Here is a 24,191-nt window from a genome sequence, read left to right on the forward strand (position 1 = left end):
TAATTAGAAATAATATACTATATAATATTAATAATTAGTTACAAGCAGTTTTTTATTAACTCATTAATGTATTGTAAAGGATTACCTGAGCTACACAAGACACAACTAGTCAAATAAGATACTATAGTAGCTTGCAATACACCCAAATAACATTTTGATGTGGAGGCAAGCGGGATTGAACCGCTGACCTTCTGCGTGCAAAACAGATGCTCTACCCAGCTGAGCTATGCCCCCAGTTGTCTATGAGAATAAACTAACCTATACTCTAGAGTACAAGAAGTACTAAGCTATTGTCAAGAAGCTATATTATAGTACATATATTATGTATGAAAATTTTAGTTTGATTAAAATAGACAAAAGATGTATTGACGTTTGGTACAGCTAAAAAATGAAGCGATCCCGTAGCTCAGCCGGTAGAGCAACTGACTTTTAATCAGTAGGTCGCGCGTTCAATCCGCGCCGGGATCATCAGATATATCTTATAGGCTTCCTTCTATGAAAGTTCTAGCATAACAGCATATATAAATTACCTATAATCATTAACTTTGCTTTTAATTATTTATCTTAAAATTCTCACTTTCTTCTTACTTCTTAATAATCTGTTAATTTTGAGTATTTTTCTCAAAAAGGTGAATATTTTTTCATAATTTTAAAAAAGTAAATAAGTTAACAAAATGAATTTTTGTAGCGCCAAAGAGGACCTATTTCCTGCATGATACAATTAACTTAACTAAGTTAGTAACGATATGTTATCTTCTTATGGAACTAATATTTTTATTATAGCATGATAAAAATCATCTAATATAAACAGTTATCAGAAACTTCACATACAACAAGCACTAAAAATTATCTAAACAAAAGCAACATGATTGAAAAATTAGAAGTTAAAAATAGAATGCTAAAACATATATGAGAAATTGGAGGAGAACAAATTTGATAATCAATATATATGGTCTTCCGATATATCTGATTTAACAGATGATCAAAAGGAGTTGAGTAAGAAATTACTAGGAATTTTCAGAAATCCAAAGATCTTGCCTACAGAGATCACGAAGGCCACATTTTAAAAACTGAATAATTCTTTATGTGAGAACAAAAATAATTAAGATCTGTAAAATTCTTAAATTTTAAAGAGAAGAATCTAAGTTAATAATATTATATGTAATACCAGGTATAGATTAGTTTATGAAGTAAGAGAATGTACAAGTTCACCTATAGGAACATGTGCTAATCCTAACATATAGGAAGAGATTGATACAGAAAAACACCTTTGCGTCATGCTGCTCGTTCCGGTTGTGATAATATTATAGATTACTCTTCTAAGTAAAGAATTTTTAATACATCTGACAGAAACAGGAAAATTTACTAGATGTTATAAATTCACCAACCATAACTACTATACGCTGAAGTGCACTTTTCAAGTAAGGAACAAGAGAATTTAATGGAAGAATTATATAATACATTAACAGATTCTAATAAATTGAAAGAGTTGTTGAACAAACATAAGAATAATCAGGATCCTAAAAAAGGGTTTAGCTCTTTAGAGGATAAAGAAAAATCAAAGGTTCATCAACATTCTATAGAAGTTTTGTGCAATAATCGAACCATTTGCAAAAGAACAGAGAGCTTATTATTAGATGTTGGATCAACATAATAAAAAGGATTAGATAAAAGAGATTATTCACTAAATTTGAAGTTCTGTAGACTAATTTAGTACTAAACCAAGAGAAAAGACTGAAGAGAAGTATTTAGGTAAAATGAATAAAGTCAAAATATAAATAAAATTAGAATAGATTATAATCAAAACTATAGAATATAGAACAAGATTTAATTTTTCTAACTTATGACCATTTACATGAAGTAGTATACAAAAGTAGATATAACTTCATGGATTATGTAGTAAAAAACAAAAAAAATTAGCAAATTCAAATCAGAAAAAAATCCTAAAATTATTAATATATAATATATAAATTAGTACTAAGAGGAGTAATCTTTTATGGATTAAATAGTATAAATGTAATCAATGAACTAGAATTAAAGTTCAAGGGCAACAAAGACAATATGAAGAAAGTTCATTCAGAGTATATGAATTACATTAAAGAGTTTGCAAAAGCTATAAAAATGTAGTTACTGCAGGGATAAAAAATGCATAATATGATATTTTACTATCTACTCAGGAATACTCATGAGAGGTAGTACAATACATGTTATAAAGATTATTAATGGAGTAAAAAAGATCAACTCAAGAAGAAACATAACCATAGTAGAAGCATAATAAAGATAGACAAGAGTAAAATAGAAATTACAATAGCAGTGCATAAGCCACTATACTGACCTTATACAAATGGTAATAATATAACATTAACTTCCTCCTCTACCCTAATTTAAGAAATGAAAGACAAAATTATATCCCAGTAGATTAAATAAAGACCAAATAATAGTAGAAGTAAAAAATCAAGAAAAACTAAAAAATTAGAAGATAGGAAAATTACACTAACCTTCTGAAAAAATTATTCTACCTAAACAGGCTTCAAAAAAGTCAAAGCAATAGTGAAAGTTTAAATTTTACTAATAGTGAGCCTTGTGTAAAGCAATACATCCGCTACAGAAAAGGTAAGCCAGTAGTGAGGCTAAAGTACTGTTAAGGTAAATCCAAAGTTACTTAAAGTAAAGCTTTTAGTAAGTCTTTAAAGACAGAACATTATATTCCATTTAAAGCAAAACATACACCTAATGTTCTATCAAGCAGTCTTCTTACTCATTTGAAAACTTTTATTTGTGAGTGTGCTAACATAATTTTTTTGTGCCACAGTAAAAATATTACTTGATTTCAGGTTTTTTAAGGTGTTGTATTAAATAGTAGCGCAACAAAGCCTAATAATATATTAGCTACATCAGTAGGCAAAGTATCAAAACGTTAGAAAATATAAAAGCTATATTATCAACATAGCCAAAACTAGTAAATACAATAATAACATCAAAAAAAGTAAGTAAAAGTAGAATTAACAACGTTACTACCATTCAGAAAAGTGATATGAAAAGCAACAACAAGGTTAAAAGAAAAAAGTAGTAAAATTTATTAATTGAGTAGAAAAGTTGTCACAAGAAAAAGATAAAGAAATTCAATAGTTATATAAGAAAGCAGAACTAAATATCATATACCAGAAAAATTAAAAAATTCTAAAACAAAAAGACAAAATTAATAAGTAAAGTTGCAAGGCAATATTAAACAACCATTAGTAAAGTAATTTAAATCAGATAAATAAGCACACAAAATCGATAAGAAAATAAATCTTATAGATTAATGCGCGAAAATGCTAATCTTACAAAAGTAAAAAAAAACAAAAAATTTACTGAAAAGATGATCTACTAAAAGAACATTAACACTGTACATTGCTATTATTTGTGCTGGTCTTGCTAGCAAGTTGACACAATTAGTACTTTGTGTTCAATTTCACAACTAGGTTAGCTATCTTAGGCAATAATTAGTGTAGCGATAACATCTCTGCATTGACAGTTGTAGTATTATATACTAACATTAAAACTTAGTACTTAATTGAATAAAGCAAAAAAAGGATAAGCACAAACAGAAACTTAGATCAGTTAAAAATAGGAAGAAAAAGGAGTTTTTTCGGATAAAGTCATTTACCTATTTATATTTATCTTTCTTTATCTTCGCGCTTTTTTGTTGCTTTTGTAAACCCACTTACTTCTGTAAATAGGTAAAACTAGAATACTGATTTTCTAAAAGTTGCTCGCTTTCCTCTTTTACTATAACAGAGTCACCCTAAATTTCTAAATAAATCCCTGATTTTGATTTCTATTTCATTTACAACTCCTTTATTCATTTTGAGGTAATTTTTACATTTCCCTTCCTTTGTCCAAGGCACGTATTATTGTATGAATAATAAGTACCAGTTTTTTGAACACACTAAGTTTCACTCCTACATCTAGTATTTCCCTAAGTCTTGATATGCTATCATCATATATTATGTAAAATTTTGCTTCTCTAAATAGAGGAGCAACTTTATCTTTATAATTTTAACTCTCGTTTCCTACTGTAACATTTTCCTTATCCCTTATTACACCAACCTTCCTGATATCAAGCATTACAGAAGATAAAACTTCAATACATTTCCGCCTATGGTAGTTTCATGATTCCCATACACTACTCCTATTTTCATATAAATTTGATTAATAAATATTAATATGCGGTTTACTTTTGAAACTGCAGAGGTAAATTTTTGCAGACCATAACTTTAAAACTCTTGTTTGTAGCCCCATACGTTAATCACCAATATCTCTTTTAATTTCACTTCTTAAAGTAAATGCTGCAACAGAACACACCAAACATTCAACAACATATAGAGCTTGTTCTCCAGTTTTTAGTTATAAAATCACTAAACTACCAGCGTTTATTCCAAGTTTACGAGCATATATGACATTCAAATACATGATCATGATACATGCTTCGCATCAATAAACTTACATAACCCTCCTTTCTTCTTGAATCCAGCAATTACATGCAAAGCAAGAGTGGCCTTACCGGAACTCTTAGAACAAAGTATCTCAATTATACTTCCCTTTAGTAAACCTAATACCAAAGAGCTAAATCAAGTGAAATTGATCCTATATAACACTGATCTATTTCCTCCACAAGGTTTTGCTTCAGTTTCATTATTACACCCCTACTAAATACTTTTTCAATTTGACTTATCGTATTGTCTAATACTCTTCGCTTATCATTATTTCTTTCTCATGAGTCGCTTATCATAGAACATTTATTAATTTATATAATTCCTATACTAATTAAATAGTAATGATCTACCAAGGGTTTTTTAATAACGAAAAAACATTATTATAGAAAAATTAGCTACCTTAAATTATATTAAAATAGAAAATCAGATAGACTTTATAGTGCGATACAAAATAACAACAGAATACAACGGTAGCAGTTTTTCTGGCTGGCAGAAACAACAGCACTCTTCTAACTCAATTCAGGAAACCATAGAAAACGCAATATTTAATTTCAGCGGCGAAAAAATCACCTTACATTGCGGTGGAAGAACTGATGCAGGAGTTCATGCTTTAGAGCAAGTTGCTCATTTTGATATGGAAAGAGAATTCAAGCTCCATAGAATAAGGACTGCAATAAATTATCATCTGAAATCAGTTCCTGTAGTTGTTCTTAATGTAGAAACTGTAAATGATGCATTTCACTCACGATTTTCAGCAAAAAAAAGACATTATGAGTACAGAATAATTAATCGCTATGCCCCTGCAGCTTTAGAAGCTGGTTATGTGTGGCAAGTGTTTAATCCACTCGACGTAGACATTATGCGTAAGGCCGCTAAACACCTGCTCGGAAAGCATAACCTTTCAAGTTTTCGCTCAAAAGATTGTCAAGCCAAAAATCCGATAAGAACAATTGATGATATCGAGATAATCCAAAATGGAAGTCATATATACATTAAAATATCTGCTATTTCCTTCTTACATAAACAAGTGAGGATCATTGTCGGCACTTTAGTCGAATTTGGGAAAAATAAAACTAATCCACAAGAAATGTTAAATATATTAAACCAACACAAAAGAAAAGCTGCTGGCGTTACTGCACCGCCTTGCGGTTTATACTTGGTGAAGATAGATTACTAGCTTAAGTCCTTATTGGCATTACTATATATAATGCACTTGGATCATTTTCATCAGTAATAATTGCAGCATTGTTACCATCAGCTAAGCTAAATTTACATTTATTTTTTATACAAGATAAAGCATCAAGCAAATAACGCGAATTAAACCCTATTTCTACAGGGGTTCCATTATAATCTACCTCTATAGATTCAGTTGCATCACTACATTCTTGAGAATTTGAGTGCAACGTTAATAGTTTTTCTTGTAACAAGAATTTAATAAACTTTATTTTATCAGATACGACAACAGAAATTCGATCTATGACACTAGCTAACCTACTGCTTTCAACGATCATTTGTTTATCTTGAGATGCCGGAATAACAGCCTTATAATCTGGAAAAGTTCCATCTATCAATTTTGATATTAGAATATACTCACCACACGTAAATTTAATTTTTCTATCTGAAAGCTTTATGTTAACTTCATTGCAATCATCTAATACTTTCAGCAGCTCCATAACAGCCTTACGTGGAATGATTACACCAAGTTCACTATTAATATTTTCAGGTTTTGGTTTTCTCACACATGACAATCGATGCCCATCAGTTCCAACACAGCATAGAAACTGTTTATCTGTATGCAGATATACTCCATTTAAATTGTACCTTGTATCATCTAGTGATACTGCAAACTTTGTTTTAGTTAATAGATCTACTAGATCCGTATTTAGTAAAGTAAAATCATGTTTATGACTGCCTTCCTCAAGGATAGGAAAGTTGTTTGAAATTATATTCGGTAAGGAAAAGTTTGCATTTCCACAAGATATCAATAATTTCTCCTGATCATTCATTTCAAAATGAACATCTAAATTAGATGGTAGCTTTTTTACTATATTATGTAAAGTATGCGCTGAGATTTTTACTTCTCCTTCCGTTAACACATCTGCAGCAAGTGAGGCAAATATTGAAATATCAAGATCAGTGGCCTTTAATTTTATGCTGCTATGTTGCGCTTTGATATTTATACACGCCAAAACATCTATTGCATTGCGCTTTTCAACTACTCCACTCATTCTGGATAACGTATTTAAAAGGTCTGTACGACCCACGCTAAAACGTATTTGCCCACAGACAAAACTCTGCTCTTTGATTTCTACATTTATACCTGCAACCTCTGACATACTAATTCCCAAAAATATGTTCTAAATGATATTCACATTCTACTTAAAGTAAAGTTCTATTTATCAAGACTTATGGCAAGATGGTAAACTAGAACTCTGCTACTCATTAGTAAAAAAACCTACTTTAAATGCTATATACAACTGTATGAACGTTTTTAAGTATAAAACTATGGGCGAATTTGTTATATAACAGATTATAATATACCAAAGATAAAAGCAACGAAAACAAAATTTTGAGTTTAGAAAGGGAATTGATTTAGAATTCATAAATATTTATCTTTATATGTAATTCTTGTGTGATAGGCGGTGTATGCATCCAATTATATATTTACTTAACTTGCTACTTGATCTTTACAGTCTTACTCTGATATGCTGGGTTATCTTGAACTGGTTGATTAAGTTTAATATAGTCAACATGTATAATGAGACCATAAACAGCATGATGCAAACCTTAAACCGATTCACCCACACACCATTAAAGATTATCAGAAGATACATACGGCCGTTTAACGGATTAGATTTATCTGTAATGATATTGCTGTTAACAATTCACTTTGTAAAATATACAATAAATTACTACTTTTAAGTAGATGCTAAAAAAATGCCTGAAGTCAGTAATATATCTATTGTTGCTAATATATATATATATATCAGTTCTTAGCTATAATTATAAAGACTCATCTTTAAACACAGTCACAGATGAAGGAGTAACAAATTTGGGTGGGGTAGTGGGTTCATATTCAGCTGATATACTAGTTCAATTTCTTGGATTAGCTAGTATTACAGTAGTTACAACTGTAGTTTATTTTTTGCTCTTCAGGCCATCAAAAAAGTTATCAAAAATTCTCTACTTAACATTAATCAACCTAGGAATATGCGCTACATTATCACAACTTTCACTCAGCATTACTGCAAAGTACATGCACAGTGGGATAGTGGGAAATGCTTTAATTAGTAGTTGTCCGTTTTATATATTTACAATAACAGCATCAATAGGTATAATAGGGTTAATTGGCTGGAAGAGAATGACTAACTTTTTACTCTTCTTATATAAAAAAGTAGCATATCTCTCTGCAAAGGTTTTATTTTTCAGATTACATAAAACTATTGAATATTTAATTACTCCATCAGTAATAGAAGAAAAACACAGATCTCAAATTACTGCTAAACAACAACTAAAAGGAAGACAGAACAAAGCCACCAAAAAGATTTTTATACCTCTCAGTAAATTTGAATTTCCAAGTGTTCATTTACTTTCCAAAGCAGAGAAATCTTTACAGAGAAATCAGCTGAATGAAACGGAGAGCAATAAGAACTTATCTTTATTGAAACAAGTTCTTAATGATTTTGGTGTACAAGGAAAAATTATCAATGTGTGTTATGGACCGGTTATAACTTTATATAAACTTGAACCACGAGCTGGTACAAAATCTGCAAGAGTAATTGGTCTTGCAGATGATATTGCACGTTCAATGAGTGCAGTCTCTGCACGAATTTCAATAGTTCGTGGACAAAATGCCATGGGAATAGAATTACCAAACAAGAAACGAGAGATTGTAATGCTACGTGACTTACTTGAATCGCCAGAGTATCAAAATACAAACTTAAATCTTCCAATTGCACTCGGTAAAGAAATAAGCGGGAAACCAATTATTGTCGATTTAGCAAAAATGCCACACTTGCTTATTGCTGGAACCACAGGATCAGGTAAGTCAGTTGCGATTAATACTATGGTTCTTTCACTCGTTTATCGATTAAATCCTAATGAGTGTAAGATGATAATGATTGACCCTAAAATGCTTGAACTTTCAATATACGATAAAATACCGCATCTAATAACACCAGTAGTAACAGAGCCAAAAAAAGCTGTGATTGCTCTTAAGTGGATAATAAAAGAAATGGAAAATCGCTATCTCATGATGTCATATTTAAGCGTGCGCAATATAATAAGCTATAACAAAAAGATTACAGAAGCAATGAATAGTGGAACAGAACTAGAGCGTGTTGTACAAATTGGCTTCAACTCAACAACAGGTAAGCCTCTATTTGAAAAAATGCCGATTAAAATAGAAACATTTCCATACATTGTAGTGATTGTAGATGAAATGGCAGACTTAATGCTTATTGCTGGTAAGGATATAGAACGCTCTATTCAACGCTTAGCTCAGATGGCTCGTGCTGCAGGAATACATATTATAATGGCAACACAACGTCCATCTGTAGATGTAATAACAGGTGTGATAAAAGCAAACTTTCCAACGAGAATCAGTTTTGCTGTTACCTCTAAAATAGATAGCCGTACAATACTTGGTGAACAAGGAGCTGAACAATTGCTCGGTATGGGTGATATGCTTTATATGGCCTCTGGTGGTAAGATTATTCGAGTTCACGGTCCATTTGTAAGCGATGATGAAGTGCAAAATATAGTCAATCATCTAAAAAAGCAAGGTGAACCAAGTTACATGGAGGAAATCATAAAAGAAGATGAAAATTCTTCTGCAGAATTTAATGGTGAAACAGATAATGAAGAAAATGACCTATACAAACAAGCAGTGGCTATCATCCAGAGGAATCGAAAAGTCTCAACTAGTTACATTCAGAGACAGCTTAAAATAGGATATAATAGAGCTGCAAGTATTGTTGAAAGAATGGAAAAAGAGGGCGTTGTCAGCGCTCCAAATTACTCAGGAAAAAGAGAAATATTAACAGAATGACTCCCTTCAAACCATCCCACTATGGGACCTATAAGTAGGTGATATAATACCTAATTGAAGCAAAATAAATGGGTTTGCCTACAAAAATATTTTTTAACTCGTTCATTTTTGGGTTTATTTTCTACCCTTACTTTATAAAGTTTCTAAAAAAAATTAGCAAAGGTGGACAACCGATTAGGTCATGCGGACCAGAAAGTCATTTAATCACAAAGAGAAACACTCCTACTATAGGTGGGATAATAATACTGATTTCTACTTCATTACCAGTTTTACTTTGGACTCAATTAACGCCAGAAACTCTATTACTGGTATTTATGATTTTCTTTTTTGCTCTGATCGGATTTATTGACGATTATTTAAAATTAAAAGCATACACCCACCAAGGTCTAAGAGCGAAAACTAAAATATTTATCCAATTTATAGTTGTTCTTGTTATTATGTTTATATTTAAGCCATATCTTGCTGAAGGTTCTACAAAAACGTTTTTATTTAGGGAAATAACAATTGACTTTGGCTATCTATATGTCCCATTCGCTACATTTGTAATTGTCGGTTCTGCTAACGCTGTAAACCTCACAGATGGCCTCGATGGCCTTGCTGCAACTCAATCTATCACTTCTTTTGTTTCTTTGGGATTAATCGCGCACATAACTCAAGCAAGTATGAGCATCATTTTATTCTGTATTGCTTTTATAGGAGCAATTTTAAGTTTCTTGTGGTTTAATACCCACCCAGCAAAAATATTTATGGGTGACGTTGGCAGCTTATCAATCGGTGCAGCCTTAGGATTGATTAGTGTTCTAATTAAAAGGGAAGTGCTTTTCGCTATTATCGGAGCAATTTTTGTTATGGAAACTTTGTCTGTTATCATTCAGATATCATACTTTAAATATACAAAGTTTAAGTATGGAAAAGGGAAAAGAATTTTTCTCATGACACCAATACACCACCATTTTGAAAAGAATGGGTGGTTAGAAAATGAAATAGTTGTAAAATTTTGGATAATTGCTATTACTTGTTCAACCTTTACTGTAGCTTTCTTGTTATAGAAGCTTATGACATACCCAGACTTTACATTAGAAAATGAGTTATCAGGAATAGTAGCAGGAGTAGACGAAGTTGGAAGAGGATCACTAGCTGGTCCAGTAATATCCGCAGCAGTAGTATTCACCGACAGAAATACAATCATTAGAGGAATCAATGACTCAAAAAAATTGACTGCTAAAAGTAGGCAAGTTCTGTATGAAAAAATAACATCTACTGCAAAACTTGGTATAGGGATAGCAAGTGTGAAGGAAATAAATTCATATAATATTTTGCAAGCAACAAAACTTTCAATGCAACGTGCGTTGATGGACTTAAGATTAGAACTAGATTACGTGCTAGTTGACGGTAACCAACCACCTAAAATAAAATGGCAAACAAAGTCTATAGTAAACGGTGATAATTTGAGTATATCGATTGCGGCAGCATCGATCATTGCAAAAATTACAAGAGATCAACTGATGCAAGAATTGCATCATCAGTACCCAGAATATAATTGGTATAAAAATAAAGGATATGGAACAAAAGAGCACATAGAAACCATCAAGATATATGGTATTACAGAACATCATAGAGAAAGCTTCATGCCCATTTTAAAACTGCGCTAAACTAATATGCGTTTACCTCATATTTATAACCATCAACAATAAATTTAAATGGAATTATACCATCTAGAGTTGCTTTTATGTTGGACAAAATAAAGCTGATATCAACGACTTGATTTCTCGCCTTTTTATTTTGCTCAATTATAAAAACCACAGTAGCATTTCCTGAGAATACTACTACATCTTCAACTGATCGGTTAACAGATAATTTTATCACATTTATATTAGTAATTTTTCTTTTAGACAAAGACAAATCACTAGCTTCATTATCCACTTTTTCTTGAAAACTTTGATAGATTCTATGTGTAGAATTGTTTTTTATAAAATTTTTTTGGTATTCTGGTTCAACATCTTTATTAGATTCATATACCTTAATATACTTACTTATTAAGTACTTAGCCGTAGAAATATATTCGTCTTTCCTCTTATTAGAATTCAGCTTATGCATTACAGAAAACTCACCTTCTGTGTGAGTTGCATATCTAACAAAGTTTAAATCTTTTTTAACAGGAAACAACAAGTATATATTCAGTAGTAATAAACATAAGCATACCAAAAGAAATAATACCATAACCGCCATCCAAGACCTTTCTACTACACAAAACAGATATCTATGACAATACCATTCAACTGCTTTATTAAAATAACTCTTGTTTTTTACTGATTTAAATAGTCTGTCTTCCATAATAAAGAATTAAGTTTAATTACTACAATAATAAAATTCAAAAAATTTGAATCATATCTAATTTTTTTAAAAAATAAATGATTATATTACCTCGTTCTGCGATAAGATAAAATTTATCAATTCTGCTAATATCTATATTTATCATTTTTGCATCAAAACTTCCAAGATCAGAGATATTATCATCTACACTCTTTTGTGGCAATTATAATAACGTAACTTATCTTGATCATCAAAATAACAAACTCATTAACAAGGATTCCAGCTTTTATTACTATCTATCTTTGATTGACTCAAATAAAACCAATAATACAATCTTGTAACCTAAGTTTGATAAGCCCCCATGTAGCAAAAACTTAAGTACATAACCAAAATATTCCTTAAATTTAAATTACAATCTTTTTTACATTACTAAAATCTACGAATTTATATTCATCTAAAAAATTGAAACATTGTGGACCATACTTTTTATATTCAAAAAACTCATAACTTATGATATTACAAAACATCAATTACTATCATTTAACTTAATAATCTTTAAATAATGGAAACCATCAGGAATTTTTATTTTTTCTTTATAATATGATTACGTATAACAAACCTATCACCGAGTATATAACAACGAACACCCTTCGGGCAAGATAAATACACTGATTGCAGTATTAGCTCAAAGCTAACCTCGTAAATATACCATTTAACAACTACTTCCCCTTTTTCATTTAATGTTACTCCTTAACCTGCAACTATATTTTTAACCAAGTTTGATTCTTTTTACATATACCCCAACATAACACCCGCTAAAAATTCTACTGATTACCATATACTTAATCTATTCCCAATTAAATTGGGCACCTCAAACACCAAATTAACAGGATTTAACCACAAATTCAAATTAAAAGTACTATACTATATTTTCATAAAATTGATGTTATGATATTAATTGCATTAGCTAAAACATGCTTTCTATCTAAGTGTAGTTGCTTAGCAGCAACAAAAAGCTCATCTATTTTTTTCCATTGACTTAGCAGAACTCCAACATCACTCACACCTTTCTTTATACTTTCTAAAATGAAGGTTTGAATCATATATGATACTAATTCCAGCTCAATTTTGCTATTAATTACTTTATGAATCAATTCAGGATTATTTAAATTAGGAAGAAATTTATAAAAGGACCTATACGATTCATAATTATCGCTACTTATTGCACTTATTATCATTCCCGGTATCCCAGGAAATAAAGTAATAATTTCATTAAACGTTTGATCATCAAATTTACATTGAGATGAAACAATTTGCTTTGTTTCATCGTAGGTCAGTGGCAGTAAATTTAGCTGAAAGCACCTATACTTAATAGTAGTTTGTATATTGTATGGCTTATGGCTCACTATAAATACCTTAGAGTTTTCTGGCGGTTCTTCTAGAATTTTTAATATTGCATTTCTAGCATTCTTTGTCATCACCTCTAAACCATCTATTACAGCAACCTTGTATTTCGATTGAATAGGGCTTAAGTGCAGAAAATTTTTCATTTCTCTCACCATTTCTACCCCTATTATATCACCCTCAACAATGTGCAAATCTAACGCTACCTCATTGCAATCTCCCACAAGAAACCAATTAGAAAAAGATTTTGCTAGTGTTGCTTTTCCTATACCTTTTTTACCGCAGATTAACCAAGATTGAACAGATAAGTTACTCATTAACTTCTTCTTAGCTTGATCGTGCCCTATTACCTTTTTCATTCTTCTTTCAATATATTTCTACTCAAAAGTATATCTCACTTATCATTTGAAGCGAAATCATACCCTCCCTTATAACCTCAATCTTATCTTGAGTTAAGTCAATAATAGTAGACTCTATACCAGAAACTAATTTATCATCTTCAGCTACTGCTGATAAATGTTGTTTAATAGATTTAGGTATACCGCTAGCTTTATATGCACCTTGTTCTCCTGAAATATTTACACTAGTTGCAACTAGTGGAGTTTTCAGTTCATTTAATATTGAAATTACAATAGGATGATCAGGAATTCTTATACCTACGCTACCTTTAAAGAATTCATTTGGCAATATGTTGTTATTTTTAAGCGGTAAAATATAGGTAATTGGCCCAGGAGAAAAATGATTTACTAAATTAGTATACTTTTCCTCTAGCTTTGCTATTCTCGCCAAACTGGAAATATCATTAACGAATATAGATAGTGGTTTATTTTGAGAACGCTTCTTCACTTGGTATATTTTTTTTATAGCTCTGCTATCTAGTGCATTGCAAGCAAGAGCATAAATCGTTTCTGTTGGAAAACATACCAACAAGTTATTCCGTACAGCATTCACTATTCTAGGTATCATATAGTTAAAACTTACATCCACAGTAATTATTTTTTATATGAAGTAAACAATTTTACGTAACTTTTACAATATTACTTTCTTCTACCAAACTTGACACGAAATGATATTATAGTTAATACTCAAGCAGGCTTACTTAAATTTACCACTAATAAACTAGGATTAAATATGTTCATTTCTAAAGTTTTTGCAGCAGATAAAGCTAGCAATGCATCAAGCATTGGTGCATCTTTTGCTAATCTTATCCCACTGATTTTAATAGTTGTAGTGTTTTATTTTTTTATTATTCGCCCACACTACAAAAAATTAAAAGAACTTAAAAAAATGATAGATCAAGTAAAGCGTGGTGATACTGTTGTTACTTCCGGTGGAATAATAGGCGAAGTCAACAAGCTTGACGAAGCAAATGCACAGTTTGTAATAGAAATAGCGCCAAAGGTCGAAATAAAAGTTCTAAAATCTGCTATATCTGAAGTTTTAAATAAAGAAGTTCGAAAAGTAGTAGTCAAACCAACTGAAAAGAATAAAATCGAGAAGGAAGACAAAAAAATAAAAGTCAGTCAGATAAAAGTAAAAAGGGATAAAACAAAGTAAAAGTAAAAACGCTTTGTAACTCTAAAACTTTGTTATGTGTGGGATATTTAGTGTAGTAAGTGATGACAATTTGATAATACCAACTTTGCTAATCGGATTGCGGAGATTTGAATATGGCAAGTATTCTTTTTCAAGCATAGTAATATAAACAATAAAGCAAGATGGAAGTTAAAAATCAAAAGACAGAGTTGAAAAGTTATTGAGGTTATTGATAATAGCAAAATGTCCAGCGATACACAGTTAGCATAGTACATGCTCGCTGGGCACAGAGTTCAGACCTTAAAAAGGTTCATCCTATCTATACAAATAATATTGTTATTTCCATAACGGCATAACTGAAAATTGTAACTTGCTAAAAAATAACTTAGAAAAAAGGAAATACAGTTTCATATTGACACTGATACGGAAGTTATACTAAATATATTAACTATATATCTTAATAATGGGCTTTTGCCTATTGATTCTCTATCTAAGAGCTCAAGCAATTTGCATAGCTCATTCGCTTTAGTCTTATTATTTGTAGAATACCCAGATGCTTTACTTGTTGCAAAAAGAAATCTACCTTTAACAATAAGCTATAACTATAATACTTTATTTACTACGTCAGATTCTAATACTTTAAGCACACTTAAAAAGAATATCCCATCCGGAAGATGGTGACATTGCAGTAATAAATTCCAGCATAGTTGTCATATATAATAACGATGTACGGTTTGAACGTAACACAGAAAGTAATAGTTCGAGCAATTTTTTAATTAGCAAAAATGGTTACCCCTAGCTTCACGTTAAAAGAAATTTTCAAGCAACCTCGCACATTAAATAAAACAACAAAATCAATTTTATAAAAAGTATACAGAATCAATATTTGCCAACGAAAAACTATTTTCTAAGCTGAGTCATATTACTATAGTCGAACGTGAATCATCTTATTTCGCTATATTAATAGCGAAGTATTACCTGAAAGGTGTTGCTCAAGTCCTGGTATACTTAGAAATTTCATATCAAAATTTAGACATAGCAACATAAGATTAGAAGAAAGAAGTCTAAGGTTATTTATCTTAATCTGCAAAACTACAGATATCATAGAAGCGCTACGCTATGGAAAATCACAGAATAAATAACCATTAGCATAACTAATACATTAAACAGTAACGCTAAAAAATTTTAGATGTTGTATTACATACTCGTACTAGACCAGAAATTGATGTCGCTTCAACAAAAACTCTTTCTGCACAATTCACGGTTTTGGTTTTAGCATGCTTTGTTTTAAAGTTTACAAAAACAAAAGGTACATTTAAGTAAGAAGAGAATAAAGCAGTTAAGTAATACTATTAACTCTATCCCCAAATATATTAAGCATGTTTTAAACATAGCAAAAGTACAACCTGTATCAGGCAGTATACTAGAGCACAGCAGCATTATTTTAATCTACAGAAAAGCTCATACGGAGTTACAATGGAAGATACGTTAAAGATAAAAGATCTTTCACATATTAATATCACCTGCATCACAGCAGGAAAGATAAACACAGTCAATTGCTTTAACAGATTCATCTGTATTTGTTATAATAAGCATCCTACACGATAATTTATTTTTTAAGATATTATCCAATATACAAGAAATTACTACAATAAAAAGTAAAGTGATTGCTTAAGCGACAAGCAAGAAGCACCATTTTAAAGAGAAGCTTGTATAGATAGTGGTCCAAAAACTCCTAGGTACTGATAGTTGTTTTATCCCTAAGTAATCTATATAGTATAGCTATATAATTCCTTGTTTACTCAACTGCAATAAAAAAAGTATTAGATGCTGATTATTCAAGAAATTTAACTAAGTCTGTTATTGCCGAACAATTCATCCAGTGTTAGCTATAATACAATACTTTCATATCCATCAAATTATTCTGTCATAAATAAACTCTTCTGAATTATACCTTTATAATTAAGTCAAAAGGTTCTAATAAACAAAAAAATAATACTACTTAAGTCAGTTAGTGAACCCCATTCATTCCATGGTCAACTCCTTATAGAAAATCTATACTGTTGTATGCTTGACACTAAACTCCAGTTTTCTTTACAATCTGTTTCGTGAAAAAACAAAAATGTTTATTTGTTACTATAGCCGGGTTACCGAATGCTGGAAAGTCTACACTAATTAACAGCATTGTAGGCAGAAAGATCGCAATTGTTACTCCAAAAGTGCAAACAACCAGGACACAAATAAAGGGTATTACAATATTTAATGAAACACAAATTATCTTTACTGATTCTCCAGGAATCTTTTTAGCAGGAACAAAACTTGAAAAAGCTTTAGTTAAATCTGCATGGTCAGCAATCAAAAGTGATGATATTACTTTGTTACTCGTTGATGTAAGCAATTACTTTAAAAGTATGGAGAGAATCAAAATCATATTCACACAATTACAGCACACAAAAGCAAGATGCATTTTGGTTATCAATAAGGTTGATCTGGTAAAAAAGCCTGAGATAAAGATGGCCTGTAAAGATTTGAGTTTGCTTTATAGATTTGAAAAGATTTTTGTAATATCAGCACTAAAAAGTAATGGACTTTCTAATTTGATGAATTACTTATCCGAAATTGCACCAGTGAGCCCTTGGTTTTATAGGAAAGATCAAGTAACTGATTCTTCTGCAAATTTCTTATCAGCAGAAACCACAAGAGAAAAATTATCCCTGAATTTACGTGAGGAATTACCATATTCTATAGCTATCATAACTGAACAATTTCAAGAAAAAAAAGATAAGAGTTTAGTCATAAAACAGATCATATTTGTGCTAAAGAACAGTCATAAAAAAATAGTGCTAGGAAAAAATGGTAGTTGTATTAAAAAAATTGGCATCGATGCACGCGCTGAACTAGAAAAATTATTTGAGCGCAAAGTCCATTTATTTTTATTTGTAAAAGTACGGTCTTGGACTGACCACCCTGAGGAATATATAAGTAATGCTTAATTCCTTACTGGTGTTTGACATTGAAACTATACCAGATGTAAACTCCTGCAAGAATCTCCTTAATATCAGTGATGGTAGTAGTGTGAAAGAAAAAAGAGATGCATTGACAAAGTATCATCTCGAAATAACAAATGGACACAATCCTTTTCTTCATCAGCTTCTTCATCATATTGTAGTTATCAGTTTTTTATCCTGCAGTATAAGCTACAGGAATGGCTATGAGACATTCAAACTACAAGAAATTAGTTCTGGTGGTACACTAAATTCCAGTGAAAAAGAACTAGTGAAAGAATTTTTCAGTTACATATCAAAGAAAAGACCGAGATTGATCTCATTTAATGGACGTACTTTTGATATGCCGGTGCTAAAATACCGTGCCATGGTCCATGGCATTCAAGCAGAATACTTTTATAAAGCTGGCGACAAGTGGAATAGCTACAATCAAAGATATAGTAGTGATTGGCACTGTGATCTACTTGAGTCTCTCTCTGATTTCGGAGCTTCTGCGAAAGTAAAAATGAATGAAGTTTGTGCAGTACTTAATCTCCCTGGTAAAACTGGAGTTGATGGATCACAAGTTATGGACTTATATGACAATGGTAAGATACAAAAAATTCGAAATTATTGTGAAACAGATGTAGTTAACACTTACCTGATTTACCTACGATTTATGCATCATCAAGGAAGAATCACTACTGAAAGTTATAACAAAAGTGTAGAAGAGCTGCTCTCGGAATGTGAAAAAAAGGCACACTTAAAAAAATTTAAAGAAGAATGGAAAATGATCTGTGATGGAAAGTTTTATATTAAATTCTAAAGTAACTAGTAGATTCAAATTATATGTTATTCTTACTATAGCTTTATTCTATACACAAAAACTGCAATTGTATGAATACCATAATTTAAGTCTACCAGGAGAATATAGTCCAAGCACTAACACTTTTTACGATTGACGTAATGAAAGTAGCCACCTATGATGACGTCCTAGTACGTGATGCTGGAAATTCAATGCCACTTTATAATAGCATCTCCAAGTACTTCCTTGTTCCCAGAACTTAGGAAACTCACTTTCAATTAAGTGGTTGTATAATAAAGATTAGATTTCAGTGCTACGCGTCAAAATAGCGTCTCCTATTATAAATAGCAAATGTTCATTCATAATTGAAATTAACTTATAAACACCCAAAAAATTTATCAAATAGAGAAAAAAGGGAAAAGAAACCCTAATTGCTATACAATAGTCACTTCACTGAATTCTGCACAGATTGAAGGAAAATGAATATTTCTATCATTAGAGGAAATTTTGTTAAGAGGATTTTGCACTTAATCATATTTCTATTATCTTACAATTTTTGTATAATCTATAAGTTCGATCGGCAAATTATGAAGATAATAATAGGTAGTGCTAGTAAAGAATTAGGAAAATCAATAGTTAACAAGCTAAATATTCAATCATCCATTGTTCAGGTATCAAGATTTGCAGATGGTGAGATGAACGTACACGTAAAAGACGATGTCTATAATCAAGAGGTATATATAATACAGTCAATTTCTTCTCCTGCAAATGATAATCTTATGGAGCTTCTGCTTACAATTGATACAGTAAAAAGATTAGGAGCTAAAAGAATAACAACAATCATTCCTTATTATGGATATAGTAGACAAGATAGGACTATTAAAAATAATAATATGCAATCTGCTTTAGGTGCTAAATTAGCCGCAAACCTTATTCAAACTGCAGGTACAAGCAGTGTCGCAGTTATCGATTTGCATTCAAATCAAATCGAAGGGTTTTTCGATGTACCAATAACCAATTTGAGCTGCTTTGAAGTATTTGTTGAATCTACACACACAGAAAATTTAGCAATAGTTGCACCTGATGTTGGAGCAATCGGTAGAGCACGTGCTTTTGCAAAGACTTTAGAGAAAGAGCATAAGATAAAATTGAGTGATGAGATCATTATAATAGATAAATATAGAGAGAAAGCAGGCACATCTCAAGTAATGAACATAATAGGAGAGGTGACAAGTAAAAATTGTGTTATTGTTGACGATATAGTTGATTCTGGTGGAACATTATGTAATGCAGCTTCTGCTTTAAAAAGTTACGGAGCAAGATCTGTAATTTCATGCGTAACACATAGCGTCCTTTCAGGAAATGCAGTTGAAAAAATCTATTCCTCTTCTCTAGATAAATTAGTAATTACAGATACTATACTTCATAAACTCGAAAAAACTGGTAAAATAAAAGTTGTTTCGATCGCAAATGTTTTAACTCGTTTCATTCAAGGAGATAAAGATGCCAATTAAGTCAACAGAGGATGTAATCACTTCACTAATAGAATTTGTAAATAAGAGAAAAGTAACAATTACACAGGAAGAAATGCTTAAAATTGCACAACTTGTAAGAATTAAATTATCAAATGATGAAATTGAGCATTACTCCAAGGAGTTAACAATGTTGAATTGGATACATGATACTTTATTGCAAGTTAATACTGAAGGTGTTTCCCCTGTACGCTATGGTGCTATAGACAAGGTCATTCACGTGCACGATGATGTTGTCGATTCTCAAAATATTAAAGAAGAAATATTATCCAACACAAAATCTGAACATGGATATTTTGTAGTGCCAAAGGCTATAAACGATTAAAATAAGGCCGGCACTAAACTTTCTAAAAAAACAGTAAAAATCTATACGGCCTTGAATATAATCTCAACCAAAAATATAACTTAGTCAATGAAAATATAGAGTTGTTTATTATAATTGAAAGGTTCAATGACTTTGCTTGAACATTTGATATAATAAAATTATAAAGTCTATTAAAGTCTAGCATGAATGAGGTAATAACGTTTGGTTGTCGTCTAAATTTTTATGAAAGCGAACTAATCAAAGAAGAACTAAGAAAAGCAAAAAGAGAAAATATCATTGTAGTACATAGCTGTGCAGTAACAAATGAAGCAGAACGTCAGGTAAAGCAAAAAATACGTAAGATTCATAAAAATAATCCAAACAAAGAGATTATTGTAGTTGGTTGTGCCGTTCAATTAGATCCTGAATCGTATAGTAATATCCCTGGTGTAAGCAAAGTATTGAACAATCAAGATAAGCTAAAAGCTTCAAGTTATTTGCTAAATAATGATAAGATATTAGTCAATGGTGACCAACCAAGTACTCTTTTAATCAATAAATTTGAAGATAAGTCAAGAGCATTTATTAAAATCCAAAACGGCTGTAATCATAGTTGCACATTTTGCTCAATCACTAAAGCAAGAGGAAATAACCGATCTATGCCAGTAAGCAGTATTATTGAGCAAATCAAGATTTTTGTAGCAAATGATTATCAGGAAGTAGTGTTCACAGGAGTTGATATTACTGATTTTGGTACAGATCTATTTGGCAAACCTTCGCTTGGTTCAATGATCAAGAAAGTTTTAAAGGATGTTCCAGAATTAAGAAGGCTTAGACTTTCTTCTATTGATGTTGCTGAAGTCGACGATGAATTAATGGACTTAATAGTCAACGAACCAAGGTTTACACCACATTTGCACTTAAGCTTACAATCTGGCAATAACTTAATCCTAAAAAGAATGAAACGTCGTCACAGCAGGGAACAAGTGATAGAATTTTGCCATAAAGTAAAAAACTTAAGATCTGACATGGCATTTGGTGCTGATATTATCGCTGGGTTCCCAACAGAAACTGATGAAATGTTTCAGGATACAGTGAATCTCTTAAAGGAAGCAAACATAGTTTACTTGCATGCTTTTCCATATTCAAAGCGGAAAAACACACCTGCAGCACGGATGCCACAAGTGCCAGAGAATGTGCGTAAAGAGCGAATAAAGAACTTGAGAAGAACGAATAAAGAAATGATAGACAATTTTTATCAATCTTTGATAGGTACTAAACAAAGTGTTCTGGTTGAACAAAATAATATTGGCAGAGCAGAAAATTTTGCACCAGTAAAGCTCTTATCAAAGGCTCAGGTCAAAAGTATTGTGGAAGCTAATGTTATAGGAATAGAAAAAAATCATTTAATCGGAAGTATTCTTTCTTGACTTTTTAATACAAGAGAAATGTGTAGTAATATCAAAAATTATAAGCTTATTCATGATTAGAAAATCTGTTATTCTTGATGTATTGCTAATCTTATGTACTGGCTTTTTTTCTGCTCAGGCTAATAAAAGTTGTTCAAATAATGAACAATTCATAGAAAATTTAATTCTTATAGAAAAATCTATATGCCATGAATCGAGAAAATATAATGAAAAAGAGCCTACATTAGTTAAAGACAGAAAACTTAATTTTTATGTCAGCGCTAATAGCGGTAAGATATATTTTGATAATTCAAAGCCATTTGTGAACGGCATAAAAGCAATTGGAGAGAGAGTCTCCACATTAGTTGAAAGCCGTTATGATGCTATAATAAAAAATATAGTTGCAGATGAAATTGAAAGTGTAAAAAAATTTAATGGTGAAATCGATTTTCAGTGGTTACACAGCCTATCTTTAGGTTACTATGCTGGAAGAAACGGCCGAGTTGATTTTGAAGCTACATACTCTAAGTTTGATATTAAAAACGGTAATTCTCCTCCAATATTTTATAGATCGGCTGGTATATTTGCATTTTTGTTAAATGTTTATTATAACCCTAGTATCCAAGATACACAAATCGCTCCATACATTGGTCTTGGTATAGGACCAGCAGTTTTTAAGCTAAGAAAGATCAATGGATTGTCACAAAATTCAATGCCACTAAATGTTCCTTGGTTTGCTTATCAAGTGAAACTTGGTGTTGATTATTCAATAATCCCAGAAATTAAGCCCTCCCTTGGTTATCGTTACTTCAGCATCCCAATACCTATTGCAGATGATATATCAACCCATAGTATTGAGGTCGGCCTGATGTTCAATTTTTAATTATAATTTAATATATACACATATTGCCTTTTTTACCTAATAAACCAAACAGTGACACAATTGTTTCTTTTAGAAAGATGACAGCTTCTGCCACCTTCACGTTATCCGCTATTCTTTTCGATTTTTGATAAATATATCCTTAAAAGCATTAAAGCTCTGTTTATCTTCTCTATATCCTATAAGTCGACTTAATTACTATAACCTTACCGTTTTTAACCTTTAATATAGAGTTCATTCTCCCGATTTCAATAATTAACATCACTTTTAATTTTATTTACTCTACTGTGTTATATACTTCATATTTGAATTTTTGATGTAACTATTAACTCTTAATAAAGTTGGATATATATCCATAAATATTTCGCTAGCATCAACATTGATACTTGAGCTATTAACACAACATCTATTGGAACACTGTTTATTTCGGTAACTAAGGCATAGTTAAATTTTTAGTATCTTTTTGTATATCAGAAATAAAATAAACATGATTTTCAGTGAAAGAAATCATTGCTTATTGATTATTTGTAATATATATTCTAGAATTTGAGAAGCATACTTGGAGATCAAGTTTGTCTAAACTTTTTACTAAATTTTCTAGATCACTTACACCAAACTTATTGCTAAATTAACAATAAAGTCTATCCTAATCCATTATAGATCTGGTTCCATTAAGCAAATCACTGAAGTTGATATCAAAAAGATATTTATTGTTTAGCATAAATTCAACTATTTTTACTTCTATCATTACCTGAAAATACTAACTCCTTAACCTTATTAAGGTACTCTTCAACAATTTTGCGTCTACTTTTCTAACATTCAAAATAATACTACTGCTTCTTCTCTATTGAACAAAGTAATTTTCCATCATCTACGCCATTGACATTTATTATTGTATTCAAATTATTTTCCAATGAATTCTACAAATCACTGCTATATTGAGAGATTTCAATAACACTATTGTAATCCTCATCAACATTGCTCTCCCATCACTACTAGTAATGCTGCTATCAACAACAAAGCTACCTCGAGCAAAGTGTTGACTATTAACAAAGTTAGCATAATAATTCTGTGCATATAGTGAGTCTGCTCAATTTTAACTGAACTATTATTCTTTGACAGCTCAGTTTATTGCTGTCAACTACATTTACTTCATTTATATTTTTATCTTCTAGTTTTAAAACAATATTACCTGACATTTTCAGACCTACATTCAAGTTAATGTCAGAAAATTTCCTATCTCAATCAGCAAACCCTTGCAGGGCTTTTTTACTAACGTTGATCCAAATAAGCTAACTACTAGCGTAAGATCAGGGAATTTTATTGGTAAGGCACAATTTCTAGTACTGCTAGTTTAACATTCTCCAAAATAGGCATTTTGTCTTTGCGCAAACTCATTAAGTGGCCATGCTTACTTGCATTATAATAATCTTTCTTTGTAGTTTATCTTGGTAAGGTCTTTTCTTAATTACGTCCTTGAGCATGTACAAGAAACA

General features: G+C 31.0%; 17 protein-coding genes, 2 tRNA genes and 1 pseudogene. 14 read left to right on the forward strand and 6 right to left on the reverse strand.

Annotated elements, in window-relative coordinates; genetic code table 11:
• Nucleotides 1–160 precede the first annotated feature (160 nt).
• A tRNA-Ala gene (locus WOO_RS01210) sits at nt 161–234 on the reverse strand.
• 161 nt (nt 235–395) lie between these two features.
• Between WOO_RS01210 and WOO_RS01215 the strand changes: the two genes are divergently transcribed.
• Nucleotides 396–468, forward strand: a tRNA-Lys gene (locus WOO_RS01215).
• A 973-nt stretch (nt 469–1,441) separates the two neighbouring features.
• Entirely contained in the window at nt 1,442–1,654 is a 213-nt protein-coding gene (locus WOO_RS01220; RefSeq protein WP_014868877.1) for a hypothetical protein, read from the forward strand.
• Nucleotides 1,655–3,706: 2,052 nt separating this feature from the next.
• On the opposite strand, the pseudogene WOO_RS01225 reads toward WOO_RS01220, so the two are convergent.
• Nucleotides 3,707–4,717: pseudogene (locus tag WOO_RS01225) on the reverse strand (recombinase RecA family protein).
• A gap of 200 nt (nt 4,718–4,917) precedes the next feature.
• Here WOO_RS01225 and truA point away from each other — a divergent pair.
• On the forward strand, nt 4,918–5,655 hold the full coding sequence (truA, locus tag WOO_RS01230; RefSeq protein WP_014868878.1) for a tRNA pseudouridine(38-40) synthase TruA: 738 nt from the start codon (nt 4,918–4,920) through the stop codon (nt 5,653–5,655).
• Nucleotide 5,656: 1 nt separating this feature from the next.
• On the opposite strand, the gene dnaN is transcribed toward truA, so the two are convergent.
• The gene (dnaN, locus tag WOO_RS01235) at nt 5,657–6,814 is read right to left on the reverse strand and encodes a DNA polymerase III subunit beta (RefSeq protein ID WP_014868879.1); all 1,158 of its coding nucleotides are present in this window, start codon (nt 6,812–6,814) and stop codon (nt 5,657–5,659) included.
• 310 nt (nt 6,815–7,124) lie between these two features.
• Here dnaN and WOO_RS03785 point away from each other — a divergent pair, with 310 nt between their 5' ends.
• From WOO_RS03785 to WOO_RS01250, 4 genes are all read left to right on the forward strand, one after another.
• Nucleotides 7,125–7,400 (forward strand): YggT family protein, encoded by a 276-nt coding sequence (locus WOO_RS03785; RefSeq protein WP_014868880.1) that lies wholly within the window; start codon nt 7,125–7,127, stop codon nt 7,398–7,400.
• A gap of 4 nt (nt 7,401–7,404) precedes the next feature.
• Nucleotides 7,405–9,528 (forward strand): FtsK/SpoIIIE family DNA translocase, encoded by a 2,124-nt coding sequence (locus WOO_RS01240; protein ID WP_014868881.1) that lies wholly within the window; start codon nt 7,405–7,407, stop codon nt 9,526–9,528.
• A gap of 68 nt (nt 9,529–9,596) precedes the next feature.
• Nucleotides 9,597–10,577 (forward strand): phospho-N-acetylmuramoyl-pentapeptide-transferase, encoded by a 981-nt coding sequence (gene mraY, locus WOO_RS01245; RefSeq protein WP_014868882.1) that lies wholly within the window; start codon nt 9,597–9,599, stop codon nt 10,575–10,577.
• A gap of 6 nt (nt 10,578–10,583) precedes the next feature.
• On the forward strand, nt 10,584–11,180 hold the full coding sequence (locus tag WOO_RS01250; protein ID WP_014868883.1) for a ribonuclease HII: 597 nt from the start codon (nt 10,584–10,586) through the stop codon (nt 11,178–11,180).
• A gap of 1 nt (nt 11,181) precedes the next feature.
• Here WOO_RS01250 and WOO_RS01255 read toward each other — a convergent pair whose 3' ends face one another.
• The 3 genes from WOO_RS01255 to WOO_RS01270 all read right to left on the reverse strand — a co-directional run bounded on the left by WOO_RS01255 (nt 11,182) and on the right by WOO_RS01270 (nt 14,211).
• Nucleotides 11,182–11,862 (reverse strand): VirB8/TrbF family protein, encoded by a 681-nt coding sequence (locus WOO_RS01255; RefSeq protein WP_014868884.1) that lies wholly within the window; start codon nt 11,860–11,862, stop codon nt 11,182–11,184.
• Between the two features lie 911 nt (nt 11,863–12,773).
• The gene (locus WOO_RS01265; protein ID WP_014868885.1) at nt 12,774–13,604 is read right to left on the reverse strand and encodes a DNA polymerase III subunit delta'; all 831 of its coding nucleotides are present in this window, start codon (nt 13,602–13,604) and stop codon (nt 12,774–12,776) included.
• A gap of 22 nt (nt 13,605–13,626) precedes the next feature.
• Nucleotides 13,627–14,211, reverse strand: coding sequence for an L-threonylcarbamoyladenylate synthase (locus WOO_RS01270; RefSeq protein WP_014868886.1), 585 nt, complete (start codon nt 14,209–14,211; stop codon nt 13,627–13,629).
• A 165-nt stretch (nt 14,212–14,376) separates the two neighbouring features.
• On the opposite strand from WOO_RS01270, the gene yajC reads away from it, so the two are divergent.
• The 7 genes from yajC (at nt 14,377) to WOO_RS01305 (ending at nt 22,698) form a co-directional block, all read left to right on the forward strand.
• Nucleotides 14,377–14,802: a preprotein translocase subunit YajC gene (yajC, locus tag WOO_RS01275; RefSeq protein WP_014868887.1), complete on the forward strand. Its 426-nt coding sequence runs from the start codon at nt 14,377–14,379 to the stop codon at nt 14,800–14,802.
• A 2,087-nt stretch (nt 14,803–16,889) separates the two neighbouring features.
• Nucleotides 16,890–17,774, forward strand: coding sequence for a GTPase Era (gene era / locus WOO_RS01280; protein WP_014868888.1), 885 nt, complete (start codon nt 16,890–16,892; stop codon nt 17,772–17,774).
• A complete protein-coding gene (locus WOO_RS01285) occupies nt 17,767–18,591 on the forward strand; it encodes a 3'-5' exonuclease (protein WP_014868889.1) in 825 nt (274 codons plus the stop codon). The genes era and WOO_RS01285 overlap by 8 nt, the downstream gene beginning before the upstream one ends.
• Nucleotides 18,592–19,157: 566 nt before the next feature.
• The gene (locus WOO_RS01290) at nt 19,158–20,084 is read left to right on the forward strand and encodes a ribose-phosphate diphosphokinase (protein ID WP_044135396.1); all 927 of its coding nucleotides are present in this window, start codon (nt 19,158–19,160) and stop codon (nt 20,082–20,084) included.
• Complete coding sequence (locus WOO_RS01295) at nt 20,074–20,427, forward strand: Asp-tRNA(Asn)/Glu-tRNA(Gln) amidotransferase subunit GatC (RefSeq protein ID WP_014868892.1); 354 nt, start codon at nt 20,074–20,076, stop codon at nt 20,425–20,427. Before WOO_RS01290 ends, WOO_RS01295 begins: the two co-directional genes overlap by 11 nt.
• Nucleotides 20,428–20,609: 182 nt before the next feature.
• A complete protein-coding gene (mtaB, locus tag WOO_RS01300; RefSeq protein ID WP_014868893.1) occupies nt 20,610–21,836 on the forward strand; it encodes a tRNA (N(6)-L-threonylcarbamoyladenosine(37)-C(2))-methylthiotransferase MtaB in 1,227 nt (408 codons plus the stop codon).
• Between the two features lie 52 nt (nt 21,837–21,888).
• On the forward strand, nt 21,889–22,698 hold the full coding sequence (locus WOO_RS01305; protein WP_014868894.1) for a P44/Msp2 family outer membrane protein: 810 nt from the start codon (nt 21,889–21,891) through the stop codon (nt 22,696–22,698).
• The last annotated feature ends 1,493 nt before the right edge of the window (nt 22,699–24,191 follow it).

The sequence above is a fragment of the Wolbachia endosymbiont of Onchocerca ochengi genome (assembly GCF_000306885.1).
GTDB lineage: Bacteria > Pseudomonadota > Alphaproteobacteria > Rickettsiales > Anaplasmataceae > Wolbachia.

Bases quoted from the DNA above. Each gene is read 5' to 3' on its own strand.
- WOO_RS01220 (WP_014868877.1), top strand. From the start codon at position 1,442: ATGGAAGAATTATATAATACATTAACAGATTCTAATAAATTGAAAGAG.
- dnaN (WP_014868879.1), bottom strand. From the start codon at position 6,814: ATGTCAGAGGTTGCAGGTATAAATGTAGAAATCAAAGAGCAGAGTTTT.
- WOO_RS03785 (WP_014868880.1), top strand. From the start codon at position 7,125: ATGCATCCAATTATATATTTACTTAACTTGCTACTTGATCTTTACAGT.
- WOO_RS01240 (WP_014868881.1), top strand. From the start codon at position 7,405: ATGCTAAAAAAATGCCTGAAGTCAGTAATATATCTATTGTTGCTAATA.
- mraY (WP_014868882.1), top strand. From the start codon at position 9,597: ATGGGTTTGCCTACAAAAATATTTTTTAACTCGTTCATTTTTGGGTTT.
- WOO_RS01250 (WP_014868883.1), top strand. From the start codon at position 10,584: ATGACATACCCAGACTTTACATTAGAAAATGAGTTATCAGGAATAGTA.
- WOO_RS01255 (WP_014868884.1), bottom strand. From the start codon at position 11,862: ATGGAAGACAGACTATTTAAATCAGTAAAAAACAAGAGTTATTTTAAT.
- WOO_RS01265 (WP_014868885.1), bottom strand. From the start codon at position 13,604: ATGAAAAAGGTAATAGGGCACGATCAAGCTAAGAAGAAGTTAATGAGT.
- WOO_RS01270 (WP_014868886.1), bottom strand. From the start codon at position 14,211: ATGATACCTAGAATAGTGAATGCTGTACGGAATAACTTGTTGGTATGT.
- yajC (WP_014868887.1), top strand. From the start codon at position 14,377: ATGTTCATTTCTAAAGTTTTTGCAGCAGATAAAGCTAGCAATGCATCA.
- WOO_RS01285 (WP_014868889.1), top strand. From the start codon at position 17,767: ATGCTTAATTCCTTACTGGTGTTTGACATTGAAACTATACCAGATGTA.
- WOO_RS01290 (WP_044135396.1), top strand. From the start codon at position 19,158: ATGAAGATAATAATAGGTAGTGCTAGTAAAGAATTAGGAAAATCAATA.
- WOO_RS01295 (WP_014868892.1), top strand. From the start codon at position 20,074: ATGCCAATTAAGTCAACAGAGGATGTAATCACTTCACTAATAGAATTT.
- mtaB (WP_014868893.1), top strand. From the start codon at position 20,610: ATGAATGAGGTAATAACGTTTGGTTGTCGTCTAAATTTTTATGAAAGC.
- WOO_RS01305 (WP_014868894.1), top strand. From the start codon at position 21,889: ATGATTAGAAAATCTGTTATTCTTGATGTATTGCTAATCTTATGTACT.